This is a genomic window from Streptomyces enissocaesilis (assembly GCF_039533765.1).
GTDB classification, from domain to species: domain Bacteria; phylum Actinomycetota; class Actinomycetes; order Streptomycetales; family Streptomycetaceae; genus Streptomyces; species Streptomyces enissocaesilis.
In genome coordinates this window covers 93123-118856 of record NZ_BAAAUD010000035.1, presented here as the reverse complement: position 1 = coordinate 118856, position 25734 = coordinate 93123, and the positions used below count along the sequence as shown (strand labels likewise).

The following is a 25734-nucleotide window of genomic DNA, read 5'->3' as shown; positions in this document are numbered from 1 at the left end:
CGTCCTTCCGTCGCACATACGATGGAGGGCGGTCCAGTGTCGTATCAAGGAGACAGTCGTGTCCGAAGAGCTCAGCCCGGAGACCCCGGAAGAGTCCGAAGAGCCGATCAAGCAGCGGAAGAACGGCCTGTACCCGGGCGTTTCCGACGAGCTCGCCGAGAACATGAAGACCGGCTGGGCCGACACCGAGCTGCACGGCCTGGAGCCGATCGCGCAGGCCCGGCACACCGCCGACCGCCGCGCCGCGCTCTCCGCGCGTTTCCCCGGCGAGCGCCTGGTGATCCCCGCGGGCAACCTCAAGGTCCGCTCGAACGACACCGAGTACGCCTTCCGCGCCTCCACCGAGTACGCGTACCTCACCGGCGACCAGAGCCAGGACGGCGTCCTCGTGCTGGAACCCCGTCCAGAAGCCGACGGGGGCCACGACGCGACGGTCTACCTGCTGCCCCGCTCCAACCGTGAGAACGGCGAGTTCTGGCTCGACGGCCAGGGCGAGCTGTGGGTCGGCCGCCGTCACTCCCTCGCCGAGGCCGAACAGGCCCTCGGAATTCCCGCCAAGGACGTCCGCGAGCTGACCGCCGCGCTGAAGGAGGCCACCGGACCGGTCCGGTGCGTCCGCGGACACGACGCCGCCATCGAGGCCGCACTGACCGACAAGGTCACCGCCGAGCGCGACGAGGAACTGCGCGTCCACCTCTCCGAGGCCCGCGCCGTGAAGGACGACTTCGAGATCGGCGAGCTCCAGAAGGCCGTCGACTCCACCGTCCGCGGCTTCGAGGACGTCGTCAAGATCCTCGACAAGGCCGAGGCCACCAGCGAGCGCTACATCGAGGGCACCTTCTTCCTGCGCGCCCGCGTCGAGGGCAACGACATCGGCTACGGCTCCATCTGCGCCGCCGGACCCCACGCCACCACCCTCCACTGGGTGCGCAACGACGGCGACGTACGCTCCGGCGACCTGCTGCTGCTCGACGCCGGCGTGGAGACCCACACCCTCTACACCGCCGACATCACCCGTACCCTGCCCGTCAACGGCACCTTCACCGACCTCCAGCGCACGATCTACGACGCGGTGTACGAGGCCCAGGAAGCCGGCATCGCCGCCGTGCGGCCCGGCGCCAAGTACCGCGACTTCCACGACGCCTCGCAGCGCGTGCTCGCCGAGAAGCTCGTCGAGTGGGGCCTGGTCGAAGGCCCGGTCGAGAAGGTCCTGGAGCTCGGCCTCCAGCGCCGCTGGACCCTCCACGGCACCGGCCACATGCTCGGCATGGACGTCCACGACTGCGCCGTCGCCCGCCGTGAGGCGTACGCCGACGGAACGCTGGAGCCGGGCATGTGCCTGACCGTCGAGCCCGGCCTGTACTTCCAGGCCGACGACCTGACCGTGCCCGAGGAGTACCGCGGCATCGGCGTGCGCATCGAGGACGACATCCTCGTCACCGAGGACGGCAACCGGAACCTGTCGGCCGGGCTGCCCCGTCGCTCCGACGAGGTCGAGGCCTGGATGGCGCGGGTCAAGCAGGGCTGACCCGCCTGCCGCCAGCGCCGCGAGGGCGCGCCGCCCAGGGCCTTCAGGACACCTTGAGCAGCGCGCCCTCGCGCCATTTCAGGATCTTGTCGAAACTGACCACCGCACCGTGCCCCGGCCTGTTCCCGAAATGCACGTGGTCGGCGAGCTGCTCGATCAGGCACAGCCCTCTGCCGCTCTCCGCCGAGGCGAGCGCCGGAAGTGGCGCGGCAGGGCGGCCCCGCCGCGAGAGGGGAAAGCCCGGCCCGGAGTCGGCGACCTCGATACGGCATTTCTCGCCGTCCAGATAAGCGGTCACGCGGTACTCCGCGGAAGGCGCTCCGGACCCCTCGTCCCCACCGTGCTCGACCGCGTTCGCACAGGCTTCGCTGAGCGCGACCGACAGGTCGTAGGAGATGTCCGGATCGACCCCCGCCGTCTCCATGGCGCCGAGCAGAAGGCGGCGGGCGAGCGGGACGCTCGCGGCTTCGCGCCGCAAGTGGAGAGACCACCAGATGCTCATGCTCCAGCCTCCTGGCTGCGGCTCGACATACGGTTACGTATTGCCGTGGGCGACGCTCCATAAGCGTGGAGTCAACGTGTTTGCGCTCATTCGGCCGACGCGAGCCCTCCTTGCGCCGGTGTATACGCTCCGGGACCTGCCGTAGGCATACCGGGAGCGCAGTGCGATGATGTCGAAGCCATGTCTACGTCCGACGCACGCGCCGGAGCCGGTCTGCGGCTGCTGAGGACCGCGGTGTTCACCGCGGTCTGCGTCGTGCTGTCCGCGACAGGACACGCCATGGCGTCCTGCGCCACCGTCCCCTGGTGGACGCTGGCACTCGGCGCCGCCGCGGTGTTCGGCCTGGTCGCCCCGCTCGCCGGACGCGCGCGCTCGATGCCCGTGATCGCCGCCGCACTGACCTGCGGGCAGCTCGCCCTGCACGCCCTCTTCGGGCTCGGCCAGCACAGCCCGGCCCTCGGGAGCGCGGCCACCGACACCTCGCTGCGCGCCTTCGCCGCGAAGCTCGTGTGCGGCGCGGGCGCACTGCCCCTCAGCACGGCCGAAGCACGAAGGATCGTCACCGAAGCGGGCATCGACCCCGCGTCCGTGCACACGGCGCAGCAGCACCTCGCGCACACCGCGCACGCCGCGCACACGGGCATCGCCGCCGGGCCGGCCGGCGGGCTGCTGCCCACCCTCCCCATGCTGCTCGGCCACCTGCTGGCGGCCGTCGCGACCGGATGGCTCCTGCGGCGCGGGGAGAGCGCACTGTCCCGGCTGGTCCTGCTGTCGGCCCACGGGGTCGCGGAAGGAGCGCTCGTACGGTCGCTGCGCGCCGCCCTGGCTCTCGTGCGGTCGCTGAACGCCGGCCCGCTCCCCGGGGCACCCGCGCACGGGCCGCGCGCCCCGCGCACCCCCTTCGTCACGCCCCTGCGGCCGGCCGGCGAAGCCCTCCAGCACACGGTGATCAGGCGCGGACCGCCCACTGCGGCGCTCGTCCTCGCAGCCTGACACGGCGCACTCCCCGGCACAGCACGCACCACACCACGGGAGCCGCGTCGTGATGCCGGTGCGCACCCGCGCGCCGGAACACCCTTCCCCCTGCTCCGTGGAGTGCTCACAGCCATGAACATCACCCGTGTCTCCGTCGCCGGCGCCGCCGCGGCTTCCACCGTCCTGCTCTTCGCGGGAACGGCCTTCGCGCACGTCGGCGTACAGCCCGTCGGGCCCGCCGAGAAGGGCGGCTACGCCACCGTCAACGTCAAGGTGCCCAACGAGCGGGACAACGCCTCGACCGTCAAGCTCGAAGTCTCCTTCCCCACCGCCCACCCGCTGTCGTCCGTGATGCCGCAGCCCGTGCCCGGCTGGAAGGCCGAGGTCACCAAGGCGAAGCTCGACAAGCCGCTCAAGGTCCACGGCAGGGAGATCGACGAGGCCGTCTCCAAGATCACCTGGAGCGGCGGCAAGATCGGCCCCGGCGAGTTCCAGCAGTTCCCGCTCTCCCTCGGCCAGCTGCCGGAAGACGCCGACCAGCTGGTCCTCAAGGCCGTCCAGACGTACGACAACAAGGAAGTCGTCCGCTGGATCGAGGAGCCCAAGGAGGGCGAGGAGGAGCCGCAGTCCCCCGCGCCCGTCCTCGAGCTGAGCGAGCCCGCCGGTGACGACCACCACGGCGGCTCCGACGACGCGGCCAAGAACGCCAAGAGCGAGGACGGGGAAGCGGCCGAGGCCGACGACGGTCACGAGAGCGGGACGGCCGCCGCCGACGACACCGCCGACACCTCCGGCAACGACACGACCGCCCGCGTCCTCGGCGTCATCGGCATCATCGTGGGTGTCGCGGGTGTGGCCTTCGGCGTTCTCGCCGGGCGCCGCCGCACCTCCTGACGTCTCCCGACGCCCCCCGCACCCTCACTGAAACACCGGGATCCCCCTCCATGCTCAAGAAGAACGCGCTGGCCGTGGCGCTCGTCGCCACGGCCGCGCTCACCCTGTCCTCCTGCGCCGGCGACACGGCCGACAGCGGCTCCAGCCCCGTCTCCGACGTCTCCGCCGGTACGGACGAGAAGGCCGCGACCGTACTCGACCGGCCCTTCGAGAAGCCGGACCTCGTCCTCACCGACACCCACGGCAAGAAGTACGACCTGCGGGAACGCACCAAGGGCAAGCCGACGCTCGTCTACTTCGGCTACACCAACTGCCCCGACGTCTGCCCGCTGACGATGAGCAACATCGCCATCGCCTACAAGAAGCTCCCCCAGGCGGACCGGGACAAGCTCCAGGTCGTCTTCGTCACCACCGACCCCGAACGGGACACCCCCGAGGCGCTCGGCAAGTGGCTCAAGGGCGCGGGCGACCCCTCCTTCACCGGACTCACCGGCGACTTCCCGGCCATCCAGGCCGGGGCCCGCCGGATGGGGATCGGCATCGACCCGCCGAAGAAGGAGAAGGACGGTTCGGTCGTCTCCATGCACGGCGCACAGGTCATCGCGTTCTCCCCGAAGACCGACGCCGGATACGTGCTCTACAGCGACGACACCACCGCCGACGACTACATCGAGGACCTCCCCGAGCTGGTCGAGGGGAAGAACCCGTGAACCGCCGCACCATCCTCGCCACGGCCGCGGCCCTCACCGCGGGCCTCGTACTGGCGGGCTGCTCCACCGGATCCGGAAGCGGCGGACCCGCGCTGAAGGTCGAGGGGGCCTTCATGCCGGAGCCGGTCACGGACGACATGGCCGCCGGTTTCCTGACCGTGAAGAACGACAGCGGCACGGCGGACCGGCTCACCTCCGTCACCAGTGACATCGCGGGCGAGGTCACGATCCACCGGACCACGGGCCAGAAGATGCGGGAGGCCGAGTCCTTCGACGTCCCTGCGGACGGTGAGCTGAACCTCGAACGCGGCGGCAACCACCTGATGTTCATGGAGCTCAGGAAGAAGCCCGAACAGGGCGACACGGTGTCCGTGGAACTGCACTTCGAGAAGGCCGGCCCGATCAGGGCCGAGCTTCCCGTGAAGGAGACCACCCACAACCCGGACAAGCAGTGAGGGACTGACACGCCATGCCCCCATCCGCCCCGCCCTTCGGAGCCGCAGTGATCAGACTGCTGCTCGTCACCACGGCGCTCCTCGGCACACTCCTCGCAGGAGCCGCTCCCGCGTCCGCGCACGCCGCACTGACCGGGAGCGACCCGAAGGACGGGGCGGTGGTCGCCACCGCGCCCCAGCACGTCACCCTCACCTTCTCCGAGAAGATCGCTCTCGGGAACGACTCGATCCGCGTACTGGAACCGAGCGGCAAACGTTCCGACACCGGCGAAGTGCGCGACATGAGCGCCGGAGGCGTCGTCAAGTACCGCGTCCCCCTGCACGCCGGGCTGCCGGACGGCACGTACACCGTCGCCTGGCAGGCCGTCTCCGCCGACAGCCACCCCATCTCCGGCGCCTTCACCTTCTCCGTCGGCGCCCCCTCCGAGACCACCGTCGCCCTGCCCGAACAGAGCGCGGGCGGCGGCCTCGTCGGCGCGCTCTACGGCATCGCCCGCTACACCGCGTACGCCGGCTTCGTCCTCCTCGTCGGCGGCGCCGCCTTCGTCCTGGCCTGCTGGCAGCGCGGCGCGGGCGAGCGGCCGCTGCAGCGCCTCGTCGTGCGGGGCTGGATCACGCTGACCGCCTCGACGCTGGTCATGCTGGTGCTCCGCGCGCCCTACACCGGCTCCGGGAAACTCGCCGACGCCTTCGACCTCAGCGGGCTCAAGGCCGTACTGGAGACCAAGACCGGCGCCTCGCTCGTCTCGCGGCTGCTGCTGCTCGGCGCGGCCGCGCTCTTCGTCGCCGTGCTGTTCGGGGCGTACGCGAAGAGGGAGGACCCCGGGGAGAAGAAGGACCTCACCTTCGGGCTCGCCCTGGGCGGCGGCGTACTGGCCGCCGGGATCGCGGCGACCTGGGCGCTCTCCGAACACGCGTCGACCGGCATCCAGACCGGCATCGCGATGCCGGTCGACGTACTGCACCTGCTGGCCGTCGCGACCTGGCTGGGCGGTCTGGCCGCGCTGCTGGTCGCGCTCTACCGGGTGCCGGACATCGAACGCGGCGCCGTACGGAACTTCTCCCGCGTGGCCTTCGCGGGCGTCACCGTGCTGGCCTCGACCGGGCTCTACCAGTCCTGGCGGCAGGTCGGTTCCTGGTCGGCGCTGACCGGGACGGCGTACGGGCGGCTCCTGCTCGTCAAGATCGGGCTGATCACCGTCCTCGTCGGGACCGCGTGGTTCTCGCGGCGCTGGACGGGGCGGCTCGGAGAGCGACTCCCAGAGCGGCTCGCGCCGGAGGCGGAAGCCGCCGCGACCGCCAAGGAGGAGCAGACCGAGGAGACTGAGGAGCGGGAGCCGCAGGGGGCGCAGGAGGCGCAGGCCGAGCCGGTCACCGTGCCCGCGGACCCCCAGCGGGCCGCGCAGCTCGCCCGGCAGAAGGCCGCGATGACCACCGCGCGCGTCAAGCGGGTCCGCGACGCCGACCCCGGACGGCTCGGTCTGCGGCGCTCCGTACTGGCGGAGGCCGCCGTCGCCGTGGTGGTCCTGGCCGTGACGACCGTACTGACGAGCACCGAGCCCGGACGTACCGAGGAGAAGGAGGCGGGCCGGAGCGGAACCGCCGCCGCCGCCGTCCCCGACCGCCCGGTCGACGTCCGCCTCCCCTTCGACACGGGCGGCGAGGACGGCAAGGGCACCGCCCGGGTCGAGCTCGACCCGGGGCGCTCGGGGAGCAACGCCCTGCACGTGTGGCTGGAGCGGCCCAACGGACGGGTGATGGACGCACCCGAGCTGAAGGTCGCGTTCACGAACAACGCCGAGGAGATCGGGCCGCTGCCCGTCGTCCCCGACCGCATCGCCACCGGACACTGGAGTGCCGACGGAGTGCAGATCCCCATGCCGGGGACCTGGGAGCTCGAAGTGACCGTACGCACCTCCGACATCGACCAAGTGACCGTGAAGAAGAACGTGAAGATCGGCTGACCGGCGTGAGTGACAGCGACATCGACAACGGCATCCCGAGGAGACGGCTGCTCGGGGCGGCGGGCGCGGCAGGCGCCGCGGGCCTCGTGCTCGGCGCCGGAGGCGGAGCGGCCGGATACGCCGCGGCCTCGGGCTCCGGCGGGGGCCACGGGGACGCGAAGGCGCTGGCGTCCGTCGGCTCCACCGCCGTCCCCTTCCACGGCGAGCACCAGGCCGGCATCACCACGCCCCTCCAGGCCCGCGGCCACCTCGTCGCCTTCGACCTGGCGCCGGGCGCCGGGCGCAAGGAGGCCGCGGCCCTGCTGCGGCGCTGGTCGGCGGCGGCGCGGAAGATGACGGCGGGCGAACCGCTCGGGGACGCCGACACCGGGGTGGCGCTGGACGCGGGGCCCTCCTCGCTGACCGTCACCTTCGGCTTCGGCCGCACCTTCTTCGGCCGTACGGGCCTGGAGAAGCAGCGCCCCGCCGCGCTCGACCCGCTGCCCGACTTCTCCTCCGACCACCTGGACGCGCGGCGCAGCAACGGCGACCTGTGGGTGCAGATCGGCGCCGACGACGCGCTGGTCGCCTTCCACGCGCTGCGCGCGATCCGGAAGGAGGCGGGGGAAGCCGCCCGGGTGCGGTGGCAGATGGACGGTTTCAACCGTTCCCCGGGCGCGACCGCGCAGCCGATGACCACCCGCAACCTGATGGGGCAGGTCGACGGTACGAACAACCCGAAACCGTCCGAGGCCGACTTCGACCGGCGGATCTTCGTACCGGCGGACGGGAGCGGCGAGGGGCCCGGGTGGATGGCGGGCGGCTCGTACGCCGTCGTACGCCGCATCCGGATGCTCCTCGACGACTGGGAGAAGCTGACGCGCGGCGACCAGGAGAAGGTCATCGGGCGCAGGAAGAGCGACGGAGCGCCGCTGACGGGCGGGAGCGAGACCACCGACCCCGACCTGGAGAAGGCCGGCCCCGACGGCAGGCCCGTCATCGCCGCCGACGCGCACGCCCGTATCTCCGCCCCCGAACAGAACGGCGGCGCGGCGATGCTGCGACGGCCGTTCTCCTACCACGACGGGATCGCCGCCGACGGCACGCCGGACGCGGGACTGCTCTTCATCTGCTGGCAGGCGGACCCGCTGCGCGGCTTCGTCCCGGTGCAGCGCAAGCTCGACCGGGGGGACGCGCTGTCGCCGTTCGTCCGGCACGAGGCGAGCGGGCTGTTCGCGGTGCCGGGCGGTGCGCGGGACGGGGAGTACGTGGGACAGCGGCTGCTGGAGTCATGAGGGCGCGGCACGCCTCCCGTACGGCGCATTAGGGTGACCGTATGTCGGCCACGCGCTATGCCTATCTCGGTCCCGAAGGCACCTTCACCGAGGTCGCCCTCCGTACGCTCCCGGAAGCCGCCACCCGGGAACTCGTCCCGATGGTGTCCGTACCGGCCGCCCTCGACGCGGTGCGGGGCGGGGAGGCGGCGGCGGCGCTCGTACCGATCGAGAACTCCGTCGAGGGCGGGATCAGCGCCACCCTCGACGAGCTGACGTCCGGCGAACCGCTGATGATCTACCGCGAGGTGCTGCTGTCGATCACCTTCGCGCTGCTGGTCCGTCCGGGTACGGAGCTCGGCGACGTCAAGACGGTCACCGCGCACCCCGCCGCCCAGCCGCAGGTGCGCAACTGGATGGCGGCGAACCTCCCCGACGCGCTGTGGGAGTCCGCGGCGTCGAACGCGGACGGGGCCCGGCTGGTGCAGGAGGGCCGGTACGACGCGGCCTTCGCGGGGGAGTTCGCCGCGGCGACGTACGGCCTCGTACCGCTCGTCACCGAGATCCACGACGCGGTGAACGCGCAGACGCGCTTCGTGCTGGTGGGGCGGCCCGCGCGGCCGGCGGCGCCGACCGGGGCGGACAAGACGTCGGTGGCCCTGTGGCTGGGCGACGACCACCCGGGCGCGCTGCTCGAACTGCTCCAGGAATTCGCGGTGCGCGGGGTCAACCTGATGCTGATCCAGTCGCGGCCGACGGGCGCGGGGATCGGCAATTACTGCTTCGCGGTGGACGCCGAGGGCCACATCTCGGACCGGCGGGTGGGCGAGGCGCTGATGGGGCTCAAGCGGATCTGCCCGAAGGTGCGGTTCCTCGGGTCGTACCCGCGGGCCGGTGTGACGGCCGAGGACGTACGGGCGCTGCGGCCGGGGACCTCGGACGCGGAGTTCGTGGCGGCCTCGGACTGGCTGGCGCGGAGCCAGGACGGACGGGTCTGACCGGCCGGGCGGCCTTCTCGGCGACGCCCGTGTTGCCCACAGAAGTTATCCACAGGGCCGCTTCTCACCCTGGGGACAAGTCGACAACGCAAACCGACATCGTCGACAAAGCGGCTCGGACGGCCTGCTTCCTTCCACAGTGCTTCAGTGGGGGTGGACAGGGTTGTGTCAGCTCAATTCCGTTGATCAACGCTTTAGAGGGAGTAATTACCACCCGAATGAGTGTGTGAAGTGGGTTTGGACAAGGAATCCTCCGCCCTCCCCGCCTTTCGGAACACCCCCTTCCGGCATCCACAGATCTTTCGCACAGCCTGTGGATAAGTCACGGGGGGCGCACATCCCTGTGGACAACTCATTCGCCAACTCCCGCCCCGCACAAGGGAGAAGCGTCAAGGCGACCGGAGGGAAGTGCCCTGTTTCGGGGAATAGGACATGTTTTATTGACGTGTGTCGACAGGCGACCGAAGCGCTCCCGCCATCGCTGTCCATATTTGGGCAATACGGTCAAAGTGTCGTGCAATGCGAGAGCAAGTCGATCGGCGGAAGCGGTCGCGGGTAGCCTGGTGGGGTGATTGACCTTCGCCTGCTCCGTGAGGACCCCGACCGTGTTCGCGCCTCCCAGCGCGCCCGTGGAGAAGACGTCGCCCTCGTCGACGCTCTCCTCTCCGCCGACGAGCGGCGCAGGTCGTCCGGCGTCCGCTTCGACGAACTCCGCTCCGAGCAGAAGTCGCTCGGCAAACTCATCCCCAAGGCCTCCGGCGACGAGAAGGCCGAGCTGCTGAAGAAGGCCGGCGAGCTCTCCGCCGCCGTCAAGGCCGCCGACGCCGAGCAGGACGAGGCGGCCGAGGAGTCCAAGCGGCTGCTGCTCCAGCTCGGCAACATCGTCCACCCCGACGTCCCCGTGGGCGGCGAGGAGGACTTCGTCGTACGGGAGACCGTCGGGGCCCCGCGCGACTTCGCGGCCGAGGGATTCGAGCCCAGGGACCACCTGGAGCTCGGCGAGGCGCTCGGCGCGATCGACGTCGAGCGCGGCGCCAAGGTGTCCGGTTCGCGCTTCTACTACCTCACCGGCATCGGCGCGCTCCTCGAACTCGCCCTCGTCAACGCGGCGATCGCGCAGGCCACCGAGGCCGGCCTGGTCCCGATGCTGACGCCCGCGCTGGTCCGGCCCCGCGCCATGGAGGGCACGGGCTTCCTCGGCCAGGCCGCCGAGAACGTGTACCACCTGGAGAAGGACGACTACTACCTGGTCGGCACCTCCGAGGTCCCCCTCGCGGCGTACCACATGGACGAGATCATCGACGCCGACAAGCTGCCGCTGCGGTACGCCGGCTTCTCGCCGTGCTTCCGCCGCGAGGCCGGTACGTACGGGAAGGACACCCGGGGCATCTTCCGGGTGCACCAGTTCGACAAGGTCGAGATGTTCTCGTACGTCGCCCCGGACGAGGCCGAGGCGGAGCTGGAGCGGCTGCTGGCGTGGGAGAAGCAGTGGCTGTCGTCGCTGGAGCTGCCGTTCCAGGTGATCGACGTGGCCAGTGGCGACCTGGGCGCCTCGGCCTCCCGCAAGTACGACTGCGAGGCCTGGATCCCGACACAGGGCAAGTACCGCGAGCTGACGTCCGCGTCGAACTGCCTGGAGTTCCAGTCGCGCCGGCTGTCGATCCGGATGCGCGAGGGCAAGAAGGTGCAGCCGCTCGCGACGCTGAACGGCACGCTGTGCGCCGTACCGCGCACGATCGTGGCGATCCTGGAGAACCACCAGCAGGCCGACGGCTCGGTGCGGGTCCCTGAAGCCCTGCGGCCGTACCTCGGGGGACGAGAGATCCTGGAGCCCCTCTCCAAGTGAGCACCGCTTCCCGGCCGTTCCCGTACAAGCTCGTCGCGACCGACCTCGACGGGACGCTGCTGCGCTCCGACGACACCGTCTCGGCCCGTACGCGCGAAGCGCTCGCCGCCGCCACGGCGGCGGGCGCGGCCCACATCGTCGTCACCGGGCGCGCGGTCCCGTGGACCCGGCACATCCTGGACGATCTGGGCTACGAGGGTCTCGCGGTCTGCGGCCAGGGCGCGCAGGTCTACCACGCCGGCGAACACCGGCTGCTGACCTCGGTGACGCTGGACCGGCAGCTGGCCGGGCTGGCGCTCGCCAAGATCGAGGCGGAGACCGGCCCCCTGGCGATCGCCGCGAGCCGTGACGGCCTGGACGGCGAAGTGCTGGTCGGGACGGGTTACCGGGTGCAGGAAGGCCCGCTTCCGTACGTCGCCTTCGAGGACCCGTCCGAGCTGTGGTCGGCCCCGTTGAACAAGATCTACATCCAGCACCCGGACCTGGACGACGACGAGCTGGCCCGGGTCGCGCGCCAGACCGTCGGCAGCCTGGTCGACGTGGTCATGGCGGGCCGCGGCGTGGTCGAGATCCTTCCGCTGGGCCTGAGCAAGGCGACGGGCCTGTCGCTGGCGGCGCGGCGGCTGAAGCTCAGGGCCGCGGACACGATCGCCTTCGGCGACATGCCGAACGACATCCCGATGTTCGGCTGGGCGGCGCACGGCGTGGCGATGGCCAACGCGCACGACGAGCTCAAGGCCGTGGCGCACGAGATCACGGCGTCGAACGACCACGACGGCATCGCGGTGGTGCTGGAGCAGCTGCTGTCCGGCTGAGGCCGGTGGCGAGTGGCGCATGGCGAGTGTGGGCCGGGTCGGTACGTCACCGGCCCCACCCTTCCCCCGTGAGGTGTACGTCATCCCTGTGCCCGGGAGCGCCGGGCGGCGCCACCCGTATGCGGACTTATAGGATGACTGGGCAACCGGGCGAATTGTTCGGTGATCAGCGAGCGGTCGGCGAATCGGAGGCGGACATGGCGCTGCGGGCGGCAGGACGGCAGTCCCTGGTGGACACCGTCGTGGAACAGTTGCGGGCCCAGCTGGCGGAGGGCGAGTGGGCCGTCGGCGACCGGATCCCGACCGAGCACGAGCTCGCCGAACAGCTCGGCGTCGGCCGCAACACGGTGCGCGAGGCGGTGCGCGTGCTGGTGCACGCCGGGCTCCTCGCATCGCGGCAGGGCAACGGCACCTTCGTACGCTCGGCCGCGGACCCGGCAGCGGTACTGCGCGGCATGCGGCACGCGGGCGTACTGGACGTACTGGAGCTGCGGGTCGCGCTGGAGGCCGAGGCGGCGAGGCTGGCGGCCGTACGGCGCGACGAGGCGGATCTGCGGACGCTGCGCCACGCCCTCGCCGAGCTGCACGAACAGGGCGACCGAGCCGCCGACGCCGACCTCGCCCTCCACCTCGGCATCGTCGAGGCGACGCACAACGCCGCGTTCACCGAGGTCTACCGGTTCTTCTCCACCCAGGTGCACGAGACGCTGGTCGCCTCGCTCGGCGACCAGGAGATGCCGCCGATCGACCTGGCCGCGCACGCGGCGCTGATCGACGCGATCGAGAGCGGCGACCCGGCGGCGGCGGAACGGGCCGCACGGGCGGTCCTCCAGGTGCCGATCGACGTGGTGACGGCCCTGATCACCCGCTGACCCGGCCCTCCCCCTGGGGGGGCCTCCCCGCTGTGGGCCCCGTACGGGTCCTCCTTCTGTGAAAGGTGCTTGTTTTGTCACGCCCGGATTCTGATCAGCTCCTCCTGGACGCCGAGGCCGACGTACGGCCGTCGCCCCAAGGGGCCGCCGCGAGACGGGCTCTGCTCGCCCGTCCGGTGGTGCTGCTGATCGGGATCGTGCTCGCGTCCGTCAACATGCGGGCGGCGCTGGCGAGTGCGTCACCGCTGGTGAGCGAGATCAGCGAGACGTTCGGGCTGTCGTCGACGGCGACCAGCCTGGTGACGTCGGTGCCGGTGCTCTTCCTCGGCGTGGGCGCGATGGCGGCGCCGTGGCTGGGGCGGCGGTTCGGCACCGAAGTGGTGCTGCTGTGCGCGCTGTTGCTGCTGGGCGTGGGCATCGTGGTCCGGGTGATGCCCGGCATCCCGGCGCTGTACGGCGGCAGTCTGCTGATCGGGCTGGCGATCGCCCTGCTCAACGTCCTGATGCCGGGCCTGATCAAGCGCGACTTCCCGGGCAGAGCCGCCTCGATGACGTCGGTCTACACCGGCGCGATGATCGCGGGCGCGACGGTCGCGGCGGCCGCCTCGGTGCCGCTGGAGAAGGCGTTCGGCGACAGCTGGGAGGCGTCGCTGGCGTTCTGGTCGCTGCTCGCCGTGGTCGCCGCCGTGGCGTGGCTGCCGCAGGTACTGATCGCCCGTGGCCGTACGGGTCATGAGGTACGGGTCGTACCGGCGGGCAGCGGCCGCACCCGCCCCCGCAGCGTGTGGCGGTCGGCGCTCGCGTGGCAGGTGACGCTCTTCATGGGGCTGCAGTCGCTCTGGACGTACGTCCTGATCGCCTGGCTGCCGACGATCTTCACGGACCACGGGATGAGCCGCTCCACGGCCGGTGTGGTCTTCGCCTTCAACAACCTCATCCAGGTCGCCGGCGCGTTCGGCGTACCGTTGCTGGCCGGCCGGATGCGCAGTCAGCGCCCGCTGGTCGTCGTGGTCACGACCATGGTCGCGGCCGGTTACACCGGCCTGCTGGCCGCCCCGGTGTCGGGTGCCTGGCTCTGGTCCGCGGTGCTCGGCGTCGGCCAGGGCGGCGCGGTCGGTCTGGCGCTGACGCTGATCGTGCTGCGTTCGGGGGACGCGGTGACGGCGGCCCGGCTGTCCGGGATGGCGCAGACGGTGGGCTACCTGCTGGCCGCGGTGGGCCCGTTGGCGGCCGGCGCGGTGTACGAGGCGACGGGGAACTGGACGCTGCCGATCGCCCTGATGCTGGGGGTGTGCGCGGCGGCCCTGGTGGTGGGGCTGTTCGCGGCGCGCGACCGGAAGGTGTAGGAGGCCGGTCCTCGTGCCCCGTCCCGGGGTGAGAGTGCGCAGGGTGATGCGGACCGCCGTCGGCCGACGACTGCCCTCGACGACGTACGTACGCTCGCGGGGGGGGCGGGCCGCATCACCCTGCTGACCGCCGCCGAGGAGACCCCGGGCACAGCGGCGCCGCCGTACTGCGGTGGCTGCTGCCGGCCTGAGGTCCTCGGCGGCGATGGGTCAGCGGCGCTTGCCCCGCTTGCTGCGCTGACCGCGCTCCAGGGCGCTCAACCGGTGGGAGACGTCGTCCAGCCGGCGGTCGATGCGGTCCTCCATGCGGCGCATGTGGTCGGTGAGGTCGCAGAGCCGGTTGCTCATGGCACCGACCACTTGGTTGGTGGCGTCGAGCCGCCGGTCGAGCCGGTCGAGCCGTACCGAGATCCCGTTGATGACGGGGCCCAGTTCCCGGAGCGCGACCCACCGTGTCGAGGTGCGTCTCGACCTTGGTGACGCGCTGGTCGAGCGAGGCGTGGCCCGCGCGCCGGCCGTTCTCCTCGGCGTCGAGGAGGTACGTACGGACGCAACGGGCGATGTCGCTGTCGCGAAGAAGCATCGCTACGTTGAGGACGGTCCGGCGGGTGTGGAGGGTGAGATTCGTGGCTGCCTGTGGATAACTTGTCCCCAGCTCGTCGTTCCAGAGGGACACGATGTCCCTCTGGAAGACTCGCAGGTCATCGCCTCGCAGTACTTGCAACCCGTTCTCGTTGAGTTCGGCCCGATGCCGCTGGACGACCTTCTTGAGGACCTCTGTGGATACCTCGAAGTACCGGGCCACATCGTCTGTGCGCAGGTGAATCCCGTCCGGGAGCATGACAAGCGCCTCGACCTTGTCGAGGACGTCGACGCGCCCCAGGTGCTCGTCGCGCATCGTGCGCGATTCGAGCAGGGTGACTTCTGATGGCATGAGCGTGGTTTCCGTTCGTGGAAGCCGGCGACGGACAGCCCTGTCCCCGGGCTTTCAGGGGCGGAGGACGCTCAAGGTGGCTACTCACTCTGGTGACCGGCCCGGATCCGTTCCGGTACCGGCAATGCCCCGCTTCACGAACGCTCGACGCCTCGGATCCCAGTTGCCTCCACGCACAGGGAACAACGAACCGGCAAACGCACAGTCACGCGGAAACGCGTCAACCCCCGCCGGTGCGGCGGGGGTTGACGGACGAAGCGGTTCCGGTTACTCCTCGCCCGCGAGCTTGAGGGTGCGGAGCTTCTGGCCCGCGTACCAGGTCGCGGCCACCGTGACCGCCGCCAGCAGCACCACCGCCGTCGGCAGGGCGACGTCCGAGGTGATCACGCCGTTCGCCCCGATCCGTTCGGCCAGGGACAGCGCCCACTGCTGGACGCTGAGCGTGCGCGCGCCCGGGACGAGGCTGCCGAAGAGGGTCTCCCACACCAGCGCGTAGACGAGGCCGAAGACCACGGCGTGGCGGCTGACCGTACCGAGCAGCAGGAAGATCGCGCTGTACGCGACCGAGGCGACCAGTGCCGCGACCGTGTAGGCGATGGCGATCTGGCCGCCGTTGCCGTTGAGGATCATCCCCGCGACGAAGGTGGGGATCGCGGAGAAGGCCATCGTCACGGCGATCGCGACGATGAGCTTGGTGAAGATGATCGTGGGCCGCTTCACCGGCTTGGCGAGCAGGTAGACGATCGAGCCGTCGTCGATCTCCGGCCCGATCGCGCCGGTGCCCGCGATCACGCCGATCAGCGGGATCATCGTGGCGATCGCGAAGCCGCCCAGGACGTCGGAGGCGATCTGGTCGTCCGCTCCCGTGAGCAGCCGCACCGCGACCGCGATGGCGATCAGCAGGGCCGGCAGGACGAAGAGGACGGCGGCCCTGCGGCGGCCGAGGAGGGCCCGGTAGGTGAGCCGGGCGACTGTGGGTTCGTAGATCATCGCTGCAAGCTCCTTTCAGGCCGCTACGAGGTAGGAGAAGACCGATTCGAGCGACTCGTCGGAGGGCGAGACCGTCAGCAGCCGGATGCCGTGCGCGCGGGCGACCTGCGGGAGCAGCGCCGTGAACCGGCCGAAGTCGACGGCCTGGATGCGCAGGGCCCCTTCCGCCAGGTCCACTTCGATGCCCGCCGTCGACGGGTCCGCGATCAGCGCGGCGGCGAGGACGCGGTCGTCGCTGGACCGTACGAGATAGCGGTGCGGGCGGTCCGTCATCAGGCGGCGGATCCTGCGGAAGTCGCCGGAGGCGGCGTGGCGTCCGGCCACGACCACCTCGATGTGCGAGGCCAGCTGCTCGACCTCCTCCAGGATGTGGGAGGAGAAGAGGACCGTACGGCCCTCCTCGCCCATCCGCCGCAGCAGGTCCATCAGCTGCATGCGCTGGCGCGGGTCCATGCCGTTGAACGGCTCGTCCAGGAGCAGCACCGACGGGTCGTGGACGAGGGCGGAGGCCATCTTCACGCGCTGGCGCATGCCCTTGCTGTACGTCGCGATCTTGCGGTCCTGCGCGTACTCCATCTCGACGGTCGCGAGCGCCTTCTGCGCGGCCCGCGCGTCGAGGCCGTGCAGCTCGGCGTTGGCGACGACGAATTCGCGTCCCGTGAGGAAGTCGTACATCGCCTCCCGCTCGGGAACGATGCCGATCTCCCGGTAGACGGCTTCGTTGCGCCAGATCGGCTTCCCGTCGAGGGTGACGGTGCCGGTCGAGGGGGCGAGGAAGCCGCCCATCATGTTGATCAGGGTGGACTTGCCGGCGCCGTTGGGGCCGAGCAGTCCGGTCACACCCGGGCCGACGCGCATGGTGACGTCGTTGACGGCCACCACGTTGCCGAACCAGCGCGAGGTGTGGTCGATGTCGATGGTGGTCACAGCCCGACCTTTCGGTAGCGGCGCATCAGCACGGCGTACGAGCCGAGGACGAGCGCGAGGACGGCCAGCAGGTAGACCACGCCACTGCCGGCCGAGGGGCCTTCCCCTCCGGGGAAGGCGGAAGCGGCGCCGAGGAAGGCGGTCTGCACGCCGTCGATCAGCGTGAGGGGCGAGAAGAGGCCGAGCCATTCGACCGCCCCGGTGGAACCCTGCTCCCAGGCGATCACCTGGACCGTGGACACCGCGCCGTACGAGATGGTCAGTACGGCGATGACGGCGGCCACACCGAAGCCGCGGCGCGGGGTGAGGGCGGCCATCACCAGGCCGAGGCCGGCGAAGAGGACGGAGAGCAGTGCCACGGAGACCAGCCCCTGTGCGAACGCCTTCGTCTGGTCCGCGAAGTCGAATTCGGCGAGCAGCGCACCGGCGTACAGGATCACCAGGGGGGTCGCCGTGAGGATGAAGAGGGCCGACGCCATCGCGGCGTACTTGGCGAGGACGTAGTCGACGCGCTCGATGGGGCGCGAGAAGTACAGCGGGACGGTTTTGAAGCGCAGGTCGCGCGAGACGGACTGCGGGGCCTGGGAGGCCAGGTAGAGGCCGATGACGGCCTGCATGACGATCGCGTACCGCGTGTACTCCAGCGGCAGGTCCGTCATGCCGGGGGTGGCGACGGCGACCGCGACGATGATCGCCGCGACCAGGCACATCACCGCGAAGAGGATCATCGGCAGCACCTTGGACTTGGCGCTGCGGCCCAGGCCGTACGCGCCGCGCAGGGACTGCGAGAAGAGCGAACGGCGTGCGTACGCCCGGCCCAGGCGCGGTCCGTCGTACGACCGGTAGCCGATGTTGTGGATACGGGTCGGGTCGGTGCCCGGCGGTGCGGTGAGGTCAGACGCCATCGCGGCCGCCTCCCTTCTGCTGTACGGCGGCGAAGGGCTCGTGGGCGGCCCCGGCGTCCGATGCGGCGTGAGCGCCTGTGCCTGTGCTTGTTCCTGCGTCTGTGCTTGTTCCTGCGTCTGTGCTTGTTCCTGCGTCTGTTTCTGCGCCTGTGCGGAAGACCTCCGCGATGCGGTGGCGGCGCTGTTCCATCCGTACGAGCCCGACCCCGAGGCCGGCGACGGTGTCCCGCACCAGGTCGTACGTCTCCTCGCCGGCCGCTTCGACGAGCAGGATGTGGCCCGCGCCCGGCAGACCGTCCTCCCCGCGCGCGTGGAGCGTCGCTCCCGCGGCGGTCAGCGCCTCGCGCAGGGCGCGGGTGCCGTCCGGGTGGGTGTCGCTGTCGGTCACTTCGACGGCGAGAGTGGTGGTCGTCTGCGTGAAGTCGCTGGTGGAGCTGGAGCGGAGCAGCTTGCCGCCGTCGATGACGACGACGTGGCCGCAGGTGCGCTCCAGCTCGCCGAGGAGGTGCGAGGTCACCAGCACCGAGATGCCGAAGTCGGTGTGGACGCGGCGGATGAGGCCGAGCATCTCGTCGCGGCCGACCGGGTCGAGGCCGTTGGTCGGCTCGTCGAGGAGCACCAGCTTCGGGTCGTGGACCAGGGCCTGGGCCAGCTTCACGCGCTGCTTCATGCCGGTCGAGTAGCCGCCGATGGGTCGGTAGCGCTCCTCGTACAGGCCGACGTGGCGCAGGGTGTCGGCGGTGCGCTCACGGGCGGCGGTCGGCGGGAGCCCCGACATGCGTGCCATGTGGACGACGAACTCGGTGGCCGAGACGTCGGGTGGCAGCGCGTCGTGCTCGGGCATGTAGCCGACCTGCTCGCGGATGGCTCCGCCGCTGGTGGCGACGTCGAGGCCGAGCACGGCGGCCGTGCCCTCCGTGGCCGGGGACAGACCCAGCAGGATCTTGATCAAGGTGGACTTGCCGGCTCCGTTGGCGCCCACCAGACCGGTCACGCCGGGTCCGATGTCCAGGGAGAGCCGGTCAAGAGCGGTCACCCTCGGGAACCGCTTGCTCAGGCTTTCGGTCGCGATCACAGTCACGTCTTCGAAGGTAGTGGCGCACACCACAGGAGGCGTCAGACCTGGAGGCTGGATCGGTGTCCGCCTCGAGGCGTACGGCCCCGTAGGGGAAGGCCGGTTCGGGGGCCGGTTCGGAGGCCGGTTCGGAGGCTTCTTTCCGCCTTGGTTCTCCACAGGTGCGGCGGGCCCCTTGACCTCGCCGCCGGGCATGGTCACATTCGTCAGTGTCAGGTTTCCGGTTCGACGACGATCTGCCGCACGTGCGGCACTGGGCTGGACGGGGGAGAAGCCGGCGTGAGTATCGAGGGAGCCACCGAGCGGTGGGTGCGCACGGACGGGGTCGAGCTGTGCGTCGCCGAACTGGGCGACGCGGCGCGGCCGACCGTGGTGCTGGTGCACGGCTATCCGGACAGCAAGGAGGTGTGGGCGCAGGTCGCCGCGCGGCTCGCCGACCACTTCCATGTGGTGCTGTACGACGTGCGAGGGCACGGCAGGTCGACGGCGCCCGCGCCGCTGCGCGGCGGTTTCACGCTGGAGAAGCTGACGGACGACTTCCTGGCGGTCGCGGACGCGGTGAGCCCCGATCGGCCGGTGCACCTGGTCGGGCACGACTGGGGGTCCGTGCAGGCCTGGGAGTTCGTGACGGTCGGGCGTACCGAGGGCAGGGTCGCCTCCTTCACCTCGATCTCCGGCCCGTCCCTGGACCACTTCGGCCACTGGATCCGGAAGCGGGTGACGCGGCCGACCCCGCGCGCGGCGGCCCAGCTGCTCGGGCAGGGCGCCAAGTCCTGGTACGTGTACATGCTGCACACCCCCGTCCTGCCGGAGCTGGCCTGGCGCGGTCCGCTCGGCAAGCGGTGGCCCGGGATCCTCCGGCGGACGGAGAAGGTGGCGGCCGGTGACTACCCGACGGCGTCACTGCCCCGGGACGCGGCGCACGGCGCCTGGCTCTACCGGGACAACGTCCGCGCCCGGCTGCACCGGCCGCGCGCCGATGCGTACGCCCACGTACCCGTCCAGCTGATCACACCGACCGGTGACATGTTCCTCTCCGAGCGGCTGTACGACGGTCTGGAGCGGTGGGCGCCGCGTCTGGTGCGGCGCACGCTGCCCGCGAAGCACTGGGTGCCGCGTACCCGGCCCGACCGGCTGGCGTCCTGGATCGCCGAGTTCGTCACGGCGAACGAGGACACGGTGAGCAGGGGGACCGCGGCGGGGGCGGCGCCCGGGTCCGCGCCGGCGAGCGGCCCGTACGCCGAACGGTTCGGCGGGCAACTCGTCCTGGTGACGGGCGCGGCCGGCGGCATCGGGCGGGCCACCGCCCACGCGTTCGCCGAGGCGGGGGCGCGGATCGTGGCCGTCGACCGGGACGCGGAGGGCGCGGCCCGTACGGCGGAGACGGCCCGGCTGGTCGGCGCCCCCGAGGCGTGGGCCGAGACGGTGGACGTCAGCGACGAGCGGGCGATGGAGAAGCTGGCCGAGAAGGTCGCCGCGGAGTACGGCGTCGTCGACGTCCTGGTGAACAACGCCGGAATCGGCCTCGCCGGCTCCTTCCTGGACACCACCTCCGAGGACTGGAAGGAGGTCCTCGACGTGAACCTGTGGGGTGTCATCCACGGCTGCCGGCTCTTCGGCAGGCAGATGGCCGAGCGCGGCCAGGGCGGCCACATCGTCAACACCGCTTCCGCTGCGGCGTACCAGCCGTCGAGGACACTGCCCGCGTACTGCACGTCGAAGGCGGCGGTGCTGATGCTGAGCGAGTGCCTGCGGGCCGAGTTCGCGGGCCGGGACATCGGGGTCAGCGCGATCTGTCCCGGGTTCGTGAACACCGGCATCGCCTCGACCGCGCGGTTCGCCGGAGCCTCGGCGGAGGAGCAGAAGCGCCGGCAGCGGAAGGCCGCGCGGCTGTACGGGCGGCGCAACTACCCGCCGGAGAAGGTCGCGGAAGCGGTGCTGGAGGCCGTCGTACGCGATCAAGCGGTCGTGCCGGTGACGGCCGAGGCCCGCGGTCTCCGTTTCCTGTCGCGCTTCTCGCCGAGGGCCCTGCGCGCGATCGCCCGGATCGATCCGCCGCTGTGAGCACCGAGGGGCACAAAGAGCGCTCGGAACGCCGGCAGTACCAGGAGCACCTGGAGTACCGGATCGAGGACCTCGCGCACCTGAGCGGTGCCACGGTCCGTACGATCCGCGCCTACCAGGACCGCGGGCTGCTGCCCAGACCGGAACGGCGCGGCCGGTCCAATGTGTACGGGGGCACGCATCTGGCCAGGCTCCGCCAGATCACCGGCCTTCTCGAACGCGGCTACACCCTGGCGAGCATCAAGGAACTGCTGGAGGCGTGGGACGCGGGCAAGGGGCTCGGCGGAGTGCTCGGGCTCGTCACCGAGGTCGGCGGGCCGTGGACGGACGAGGAGGCGGGCAGGATCTCGCGGTCCGAGCTGGCCGAGCGGTTCGGCGGGAAGCCCGAGGCCGCGACGGCCGGTGAGGCGGTCGACGGGGAAGTGGTCGACGGGGCGGCCGTCGGCAAGGCGGTGGCGGGCGAGGCGGTGGAGAAGGCGATCGACGAGGCGGTGGAGCTGGGAGTGCTGGAACGCGTACCGGGGCGGGACGACGAGTTCCTGGTGCCGTCGCCACAAGAGCTCGCGGTGGCGGCCGAGTTGCAGGCGGCGGGGGTGCCGTTGCCTGCGATCTCCGGACACCTGAGAGAGCTTCGCGTTCAGGTGGAGCACATCGCCGAACGTTTCCTGGAATTCACCGCCGAGCACGTGTTCGCCCGCTGTCTCGGCCACCGCCCGCCCACGGACGCGGACGCGGCGGACGCGGCGACGCTGGTGCGGCGCCTGCGGCCGCTCGCCCAGCAGACGGTCGACGCGGAACTGGCGCGGGCCATGCGGTTGTTCGCCACCCGCCGCCTTCAGCAGCACCTCGGCACGGCCACCCCGCCCACACCCCCGCCCTCACCCCCGCCCGCCACCTCGCCCGCCGCCGAGCCGGAGTCCGTCACGGTGACGCTTCCGGAGGAGACCGTGCGCGCTGTCCGCGCACTGGTCGGTCCCGCCCGCGCGGCGGCATTCATCACCGCAGCGACCGAGCGGGAGGTGCGGGCCAGGACATTGGATGCACTTGCCGCAGACGGTGCACAGAGGGCCGATGTCGGCGAAACACCCTGAATTCTCTTGTCAGTTATCCACAGAAGCGTCACATCCCTTGTGCAAAACACGACTTACCTGTGGAGCAAACCTGCTTGTTCAATGAAGTGGCGTGATGCTCGTCTCGCTGTGCACTCTGGTGAGATGGACGGAAGACGCACCACCAAGGTGTCGAAGTACCTCTCGGCCCATCTTCGGCACCGGCCCGGGCGGATCGGGATCGTGCTCGACGAGCACGGCTGGGTGGAGATCGACGCCCTGCTCCGGGCCGCCGCCGAGCACGGCTTCCCCTTCACCCGGGCCGAGCTCGACCATGTCGTCGCCGTCAACGACAAACAGCGCTTCGCGGTCGAGGGCCCCCTGATCCGTGCCTGCCAGGGGCACACGGTGGAGGTCGACCTGAGGCTTCCGGAGGCCGAGCCTCCGGCGTACCTCTACCACGGCACCGTGGCCCGCAGTCTCGACGCGATCCGGGCCGAGGGCCTGTGCGCCATGACCCGTCACGACGTCCACCTCTCGCCCGACCGCGAGACCGCCGCACACGTCGGCGCCCGGCGCGGCCGCCCGGTCGTCATCAGCGTCGACGCCGGGGCCATGCACCGCGCCGGCCATGTGTTCCGGGTGAGCGACAACGGCGTATGGCTCACCTCGTCCGTACCGCCGCAGTTCCTGCGCTTTCCGCGCTGACGCCGGGCCCCGGCCCGGCGTCAGCCCAGTGTCAGCCGGCGCAGCCCCTGGCGTTCGGCCGCGGTGCGTTCGGTCGCGGACATCGGCAGCCGGCCGGTCGCCTTGCGCAGAAACTTCGTACGGCCCCAGCCCGCCCCCGACACCGTGACCGGCCGGTCGTACGGGCGTCCGTCCAGCAGCAGCCGCGCCACCACGTCCGCCGCCTCCCCGGTCGGCCACGGCTGGTGACCGAGCCCCGCCGCGACGTCGAAACCGTGCACGCACACCTCGACGACCCGCGTGACGAGGAAGTCGGACAGCAGCATCGGGTCGCCGTGCCGGGTACGGACCTGGCGCTCCGGCGGCTCCTTGGCGCAGGCAGTGGTCACGGAGCGCCAGACGGCGTCGAAGTGCTCGGCGAGGGCCCGGCCGTCGGCGTACGCGGCGGCGCACTCCTGGGCGGTCTGGACCCGCAGGTCGTTGCTCCGCGGCGAGAAGCGCTCGTCCGGCGCGTAGTAACCGGCGGCCGTCACCAGGACACCGGACGGCTCGGGCTCGGGCTCGGCCAGCATGTCACCGGTCCGGCCGACGGCGGTCGTCAGGTGGGCGACCACCTCGCGCACGGTCCAGGGGCCGCACGGACTCGGCCGGTCCCACTCCCTTTCCGGGATCCCGCAGACCCTCTCGTACAGGCGCTGCGATTCGGCCCCGAGGGCCGCCAGAACCGTCTCCCCGTCCATACGGGCCAGCCTAGGCACACCGCATGATCTCCGGCACGGAACACCGGCGCTTTCCCACCGGGGAATGTCTCCACCCGTGTCCCGGCCCATGTCTCAGCCGGTGCCTCGGCCCGTGCCTCAGCCCGCGCCTCGGCCGGATGGTCAGGAACTGAGCTGGGACAGTGCCTCCGTCGCGATCCGTTCGAAGACTTTCTCGTCGGCCGCGAAGTCCGCGTCGGGGATCGGTGCGTGGAGCGCGATCTCGGTGAAGCCGAGCGCGAAGTACCTGCCCGCGAAGTCGACGAAGGCGTCGAGGGACTTCAGCGGACCGTTTCGTTCCGGTGTGAAGCCGGTGAGCAGGATCTTGTCGAGTTCGCCGGCGTCCCGGCCGGTCTCGGCACAGGCGGTGCCCAGCTTGGCGATCTGGCCGCGGACGGCCTCCTCCGACTGGGCGGGCGTACCGGACTCGAAGAGCTTCGGGTCGCCCGTGGTCACCCAGGCCTGGCCGTACCGGGCGGCGAGCTTCAGCCCGCGCGGGCCGGTCGCGGCGACGGCGAAGGGGAGCCTGGGGCCCTGGACGCATCCGGGGATGTTGCGGACCTCGACGGCGGAGTAGTGCTTGCCCGTGTGGGTGACGGCGGGCTCGGTGAGCAACCGGTCCAGGAGCGGTACGAACTCGCCGAAGCGGTCGGCGCGCTCGCGCGGGGTCCACGGCTCCTGGCCGAGCGCGGTGGCGTCGAATCCGCTGCCGCCGGCACCTATGCCGAGCGTGACGCGTCCGCCGGACACGTCGTCCAGCGTGATCAGCTCCTTGGCGAGCGTCACGGGGTGGCGGAAGTTCGGCGAGGTGACGAGGGTGCCCAGCCGCATGCGCGAGGTCGCGCCGGCCGCGGCGGTCAGGGTCGGCACGGCGCCGAACCACGGGCCGTCGCGGAAGGTCCGCCAGGACAGGTGGTCATAGGTGTACGCGGTGTGGAAGCCGAGCCGCTCGGCCCGCTGCCACGCGTCACGCCCGCCCTCTGACCAACGGTGGATGGGAAGGATCACGGTACTCAGACGCATCCCCCGACCCTACGCCGCACGCCCCGGCCACCGCCGGGCCGTTCCGGAAACCGTGCCAGAAACCAGGGACCAGGGGCCAGGAACCAGGGCGGAAGCCGCGCCCGCCGGAGCGAACGCGAGGCGCGGGGCGCAGGGTCACGGGCCGCGGAGGCGGGTGATCGCGGGGTCCCCCTCCCGCAGCGCGACGGACGGGGGCGGGCCGGCGGCCGGCCGGCTCTGTGGGGAGGCTCTCACATGTGCGTCCCCTCGCACGCCCGTGCACCCCATACGGGAAGATGGATCCGTGACCTCAGCTACCGACCCCCAGCAGGCCCGGCCGGCCCCGGCCGGCACCATCACCCCGCGGCTGATCGCGACCGACCTCGACGGCACGCTGCTGCACGACGACAAGTCCGTGTCGGACCGTACGGTCGCCGCGCTCGCCGCCGCCGAGCGGGCCGGCATCGAGGTCTTCTTCGTCACCGGCCGCCCGGCCCGCTGGATGGACGTGGTCAGCGATCACGTCCACGGCCACGGCCTGGCGATCTGCGCCAACGGCGCCGCCGTCGTCGACCTGCACGCGGGCGGCGAGCTGGTCCAGGTCCGCCCGCTGGCCCGCGAGGACGCCCTCGCCGTCGTGCTCGCGCTGCGGGCCGCCGCCCCCGGCACCTCCTTCGCGGTCGAGCTCTCCACCGGCATCCACTACGAGCCCGAGTACCCGCCGTTCCACCTCGACCCGGGCGCGACCGTGGCCGTGGCCGAGGAGCTCCTCCACGAGGCGGCCCCCGGTTCCGGGGCCCCGGTGATCAAACTGCTCGCCCACCACGCCGAGCTGACCCCCGACGACTTCCTCGCCCTGGCCCGTGCCACGGCGGACGAGCGCGCGTCCATCACCCGCTCCAGCCCGACCGCCCTCCTGGAGATCAGCGGTTACGGCGTCTCCAAGGCCAGCACCCTGGCCCAGTGCTGCGCGGAGCGCGGCATCTCGCCCGCGGAGGTCGTGGCCTTCGGCGACATGCCGAACGACGTGGAGATGCTGTCCTGGGCGGGCACGTCGTACGCGATGGGCAACGCGCATCCGGCCGTGGTGGCCGCGGCGTCCGGCCGTACCGTCGCGAACAACGACGACGGTGTCGCGGTGGTCATCGAGCGGATCCTGGCCGGCCTGTAGCCGGGTGAGGCCCC

22 protein-coding genes and 2 pseudogenes are annotated in these 25734 nt (G+C 71.4%); 16 read left to right on the top strand and 8 right to left on the bottom strand.

The window, feature by feature from the left end; all coding sequences use genetic code 11:
• The first annotated feature begins 58 nt into the window (after window positions 1-58).
• Complete coding sequence (locus ABD374_RS17075; protein WP_344496053.1) at window positions 59-1528, top strand: aminopeptidase P family protein; 1470 nt, start codon at window positions 59-61, stop codon at window positions 1526-1528.
• A gap of 43 nt (window positions 1529-1571) precedes the next feature.
• Here ABD374_RS17075 and ABD374_RS17070 read toward each other — a convergent pair whose 3' ends face one another.
• Window positions 1572-2030, bottom strand: coding sequence for an ATP-binding protein (locus ABD374_RS17070; RefSeq protein WP_344496051.1), 459 nt, complete (start codon window positions 2028-2030; stop codon window positions 1572-1574).
• Window positions 2031-2210: 180 nt separating this feature from the next.
• On the opposite strand from ABD374_RS17070, the gene ABD374_RS17065 reads away from it, so the two are divergent.
• The 11 genes from ABD374_RS17065 to ABD374_RS17015 all read left to right on the top strand — a co-directional run bounded on the left by ABD374_RS17065 (window position 2211) and on the right by ABD374_RS17015 (window position 14158).
• Window positions 2211-3023 (top strand): hypothetical protein, encoded by an 813-nt coding sequence (locus ABD374_RS17065; RefSeq protein WP_344496049.1) that lies wholly within the window; start codon window positions 2211-2213, stop codon window positions 3021-3023.
• A 114-nt stretch (window positions 3024-3137) separates the two neighbouring features.
• Window positions 3138-3899, top strand: coding sequence for a YcnI family copper-binding membrane protein (locus tag ABD374_RS17060; protein WP_344496047.1), 762 nt, complete (start codon window positions 3138-3140; stop codon window positions 3897-3899).
• 50 nt (window positions 3900-3949) lie between these two features.
• Entirely contained in the window at window positions 3950-4609 is a 660-nt protein-coding gene (locus ABD374_RS17055) for an SCO family protein (RefSeq protein WP_344496045.1), read from the top strand.
• Entirely contained in the window at window positions 4606-5064 is a 459-nt protein-coding gene (locus ABD374_RS17050) for a copper chaperone PCu(A)C (protein WP_344496043.1), read from the top strand. The genes ABD374_RS17055 and ABD374_RS17050 overlap by 4 nt, the downstream gene beginning before the upstream one ends.
• 14 nt (window positions 5065-5078) lie before the next feature.
• Window positions 5079-7028: a copper resistance CopC/CopD family protein gene (locus tag ABD374_RS17045; RefSeq protein ID WP_344496041.1), complete on the top strand. Its 1950-nt coding sequence runs from the start codon at window positions 5079-5081 to the stop codon at window positions 7026-7028.
• 5 nt (window positions 7029-7033) lie between these two features.
• Window positions 7034-8302, top strand: coding sequence for an iron uptake transporter deferrochelatase/peroxidase subunit (efeB, locus tag ABD374_RS17040; protein ID WP_344496039.1), 1269 nt, complete (start codon window positions 7034-7036; stop codon window positions 8300-8302).
• A gap of 41 nt (window positions 8303-8343) precedes the next feature.
• Entirely contained in the window at window positions 8344-9279 is a 936-nt protein-coding gene (gene pheA / locus ABD374_RS17035) for a prephenate dehydratase (RefSeq protein ID WP_344496037.1), read from the top strand.
• 568 nt (window positions 9280-9847) lie between these two features.
• The gene (gene serS, locus ABD374_RS17030) at window positions 9848-11125 is read left to right on the top strand and encodes a serine--tRNA ligase (RefSeq protein ID WP_344496035.1); all 1278 of its coding nucleotides are present in this window, start codon (window positions 9848-9850) and stop codon (window positions 11123-11125) included.
• Window positions 11122-11940 (top strand): HAD family hydrolase, encoded by an 819-nt coding sequence (locus ABD374_RS17025; RefSeq protein ID WP_344496033.1) that lies wholly within the window; start codon window positions 11122-11124, stop codon window positions 11938-11940. The genes serS and ABD374_RS17025 overlap by 4 nt, the downstream gene beginning before the upstream one ends.
• Before the next feature lie 197 nt (window positions 11941-12137).
• Window positions 12138-12812, top strand: a complete 675-nt coding sequence (locus tag ABD374_RS17020; RefSeq protein WP_344496142.1) for a FadR/GntR family transcriptional regulator — start codon at window positions 12138-12140, stop codon at window positions 12810-12812.
• A gap of 74 nt (window positions 12813-12886) precedes the next feature.
• Window positions 12887-14158, top strand: a complete 1272-nt coding sequence (locus ABD374_RS17015; protein ID WP_344496031.1) for a CynX/NimT family MFS transporter — start codon at window positions 12887-12889, stop codon at window positions 14156-14158.
• A 210-nt stretch (window positions 14159-14368) separates the two neighbouring features.
• Here the strand turns inward: ABD374_RS17015 and ABD374_RS17010 are convergent.
• From ABD374_RS17010 to ABD374_RS16990, 5 genes and pseudogenes are all read right to left on the bottom strand, one after another.
• Window positions 14369-15092 (bottom strand): annotated as a pseudogene (locus tag ABD374_RS17010) (hypothetical protein).
• Between the two features lie 267 nt (window positions 15093-15359).
• A complete protein-coding gene (locus tag ABD374_RS17005) occupies window positions 15360-16079 on the bottom strand; it encodes an ABC transporter permease (protein WP_344496140.1) in 720 nt (239 codons plus the stop codon).
• Between the two features lie 18 nt (window positions 16080-16097).
• Window positions 16098-17009, bottom strand: coding sequence for an ABC transporter ATP-binding protein (locus tag ABD374_RS17000; RefSeq protein ID WP_344496029.1), 912 nt, complete (start codon window positions 17007-17009; stop codon window positions 16098-16100).
• Window positions 17006-18010: pseudogene (locus ABD374_RS16995) on the bottom strand (ABC transporter permease); the annotation flags it as partial. The gene ABD374_RS17000 and the pseudogene ABD374_RS16995, both read right to left, overlap by 4 nt.
• The gene (locus ABD374_RS16990) at window positions 17904-18995 is read right to left on the bottom strand and encodes an ABC transporter ATP-binding protein (RefSeq protein WP_344496027.1); all 1092 of its coding nucleotides are present in this window, start codon (window positions 18993-18995) and stop codon (window positions 17904-17906) included. The pseudogene ABD374_RS16995 and the gene ABD374_RS16990, both read right to left, overlap by 107 nt.
• A 273-nt stretch (window positions 18996-19268) precedes the next feature.
• On the opposite strand from ABD374_RS16990, the gene ABD374_RS16985 reads away from it, so the two are divergent.
• The 3 genes from ABD374_RS16985 to ABD374_RS16975 all read left to right on the top strand — a co-directional run bounded on the left by ABD374_RS16985 (window position 19269) and on the right by ABD374_RS16975 (window position 22810).
• Complete coding sequence (locus tag ABD374_RS16985) at window positions 19269-21053, top strand: SDR family oxidoreductase (RefSeq protein ID WP_344496025.1); 1785 nt, start codon at window positions 19269-19271, stop codon at window positions 21051-21053.
• Entirely contained in the window at window positions 21050-22144 is a 1095-nt protein-coding gene (locus ABD374_RS16980; RefSeq protein WP_344496023.1) for a MerR family transcriptional regulator, read from the top strand. The genes ABD374_RS16985 and ABD374_RS16980 overlap by 4 nt, the downstream gene beginning before the upstream one ends.
• Window positions 22145-22267: 123 nt before the next feature.
• Window positions 22268-22810, top strand: a complete 543-nt coding sequence (locus ABD374_RS16975) for an RNA 2'-phosphotransferase (protein ID WP_344496021.1) — start codon at window positions 22268-22270, stop codon at window positions 22808-22810.
• A gap of 20 nt (window positions 22811-22830) precedes the next feature.
• Here ABD374_RS16975 and ABD374_RS16970 read toward each other — a convergent pair whose 3' ends face one another.
• Window positions 22831-23529: a maleylpyruvate isomerase N-terminal domain-containing protein gene (locus ABD374_RS16970; RefSeq protein ID WP_344496019.1), complete on the bottom strand. Its 699-nt coding sequence runs from the start codon at window positions 23527-23529 to the stop codon at window positions 22831-22833.
• Window positions 23530-23670: 141 nt separating this feature from the next.
• A complete protein-coding gene (locus ABD374_RS16965; protein WP_344496017.1) occupies window positions 23671-24570 on the bottom strand; it encodes an LLM class flavin-dependent oxidoreductase in 900 nt (299 codons plus the stop codon).
• 283 nt (window positions 24571-24853) lie between these two features.
• On the opposite strand from ABD374_RS16965, the gene ABD374_RS16960 reads away from it, so the two are divergent.
• Window positions 24854-25720, top strand: a complete 867-nt coding sequence (locus ABD374_RS16960) for an HAD family hydrolase (protein ID WP_344496015.1) — start codon at window positions 24854-24856, stop codon at window positions 25718-25720.
• Window positions 25721-25734: the final 14 nt, after the last annotated feature.

Excerpts from the sequence above, each read along its gene's own strand:
- ABD374_RS17020 (WP_344496142.1), top strand. The coding sequence starts at position 12,138 with ATGGCGCTGCGGGCGGCAGGACGGCAGTCCCTGGTGGACACCGTCGTG.
- ABD374_RS16975 (WP_344496021.1), top strand. The coding sequence starts at position 22,268 with ATGGACGGAAGACGCACCACCAAGGTGTCGAAGTACCTCTCGGCCCAT.
- ABD374_RS17070 (WP_344496051.1), bottom strand. The coding sequence starts at position 2,030 with ATGAGCATCTGGTGGTCTCTCCACTTGCGGCGCGAAGCCGCGAGCGTC.
- pheA (WP_344496037.1), top strand. The coding sequence starts at position 8,344 with ATGTCGGCCACGCGCTATGCCTATCTCGGTCCCGAAGGCACCTTCACC.
- ABD374_RS17065 (WP_344496049.1), top strand. The coding sequence starts at position 2,211 with ATGTCTACGTCCGACGCACGCGCCGGAGCCGGTCTGCGGCTGCTGAGG.
- ABD374_RS17045 (WP_344496041.1), top strand. The coding sequence starts at position 5,079 with ATGCCCCCATCCGCCCCGCCCTTCGGAGCCGCAGTGATCAGACTGCTG.
- ABD374_RS17055 (WP_344496045.1), top strand. The coding sequence starts at position 3,950 with ATGCTCAAGAAGAACGCGCTGGCCGTGGCGCTCGTCGCCACGGCCGCG.
- ABD374_RS16970 (WP_344496019.1), bottom strand. The coding sequence starts at position 23,529 with ATGGACGGGGAGACGGTTCTGGCGGCCCTCGGGGCCGAATCGCAGCGC.
- ABD374_RS16965 (WP_344496017.1), bottom strand. The coding sequence starts at position 24,570 with ATGCGTCTGAGTACCGTGATCCTTCCCATCCACCGTTGGTCAGAGGGC.
- ABD374_RS17060 (WP_344496047.1), top strand. The coding sequence starts at position 3,138 with ATGAACATCACCCGTGTCTCCGTCGCCGGCGCCGCCGCGGCTTCCACC.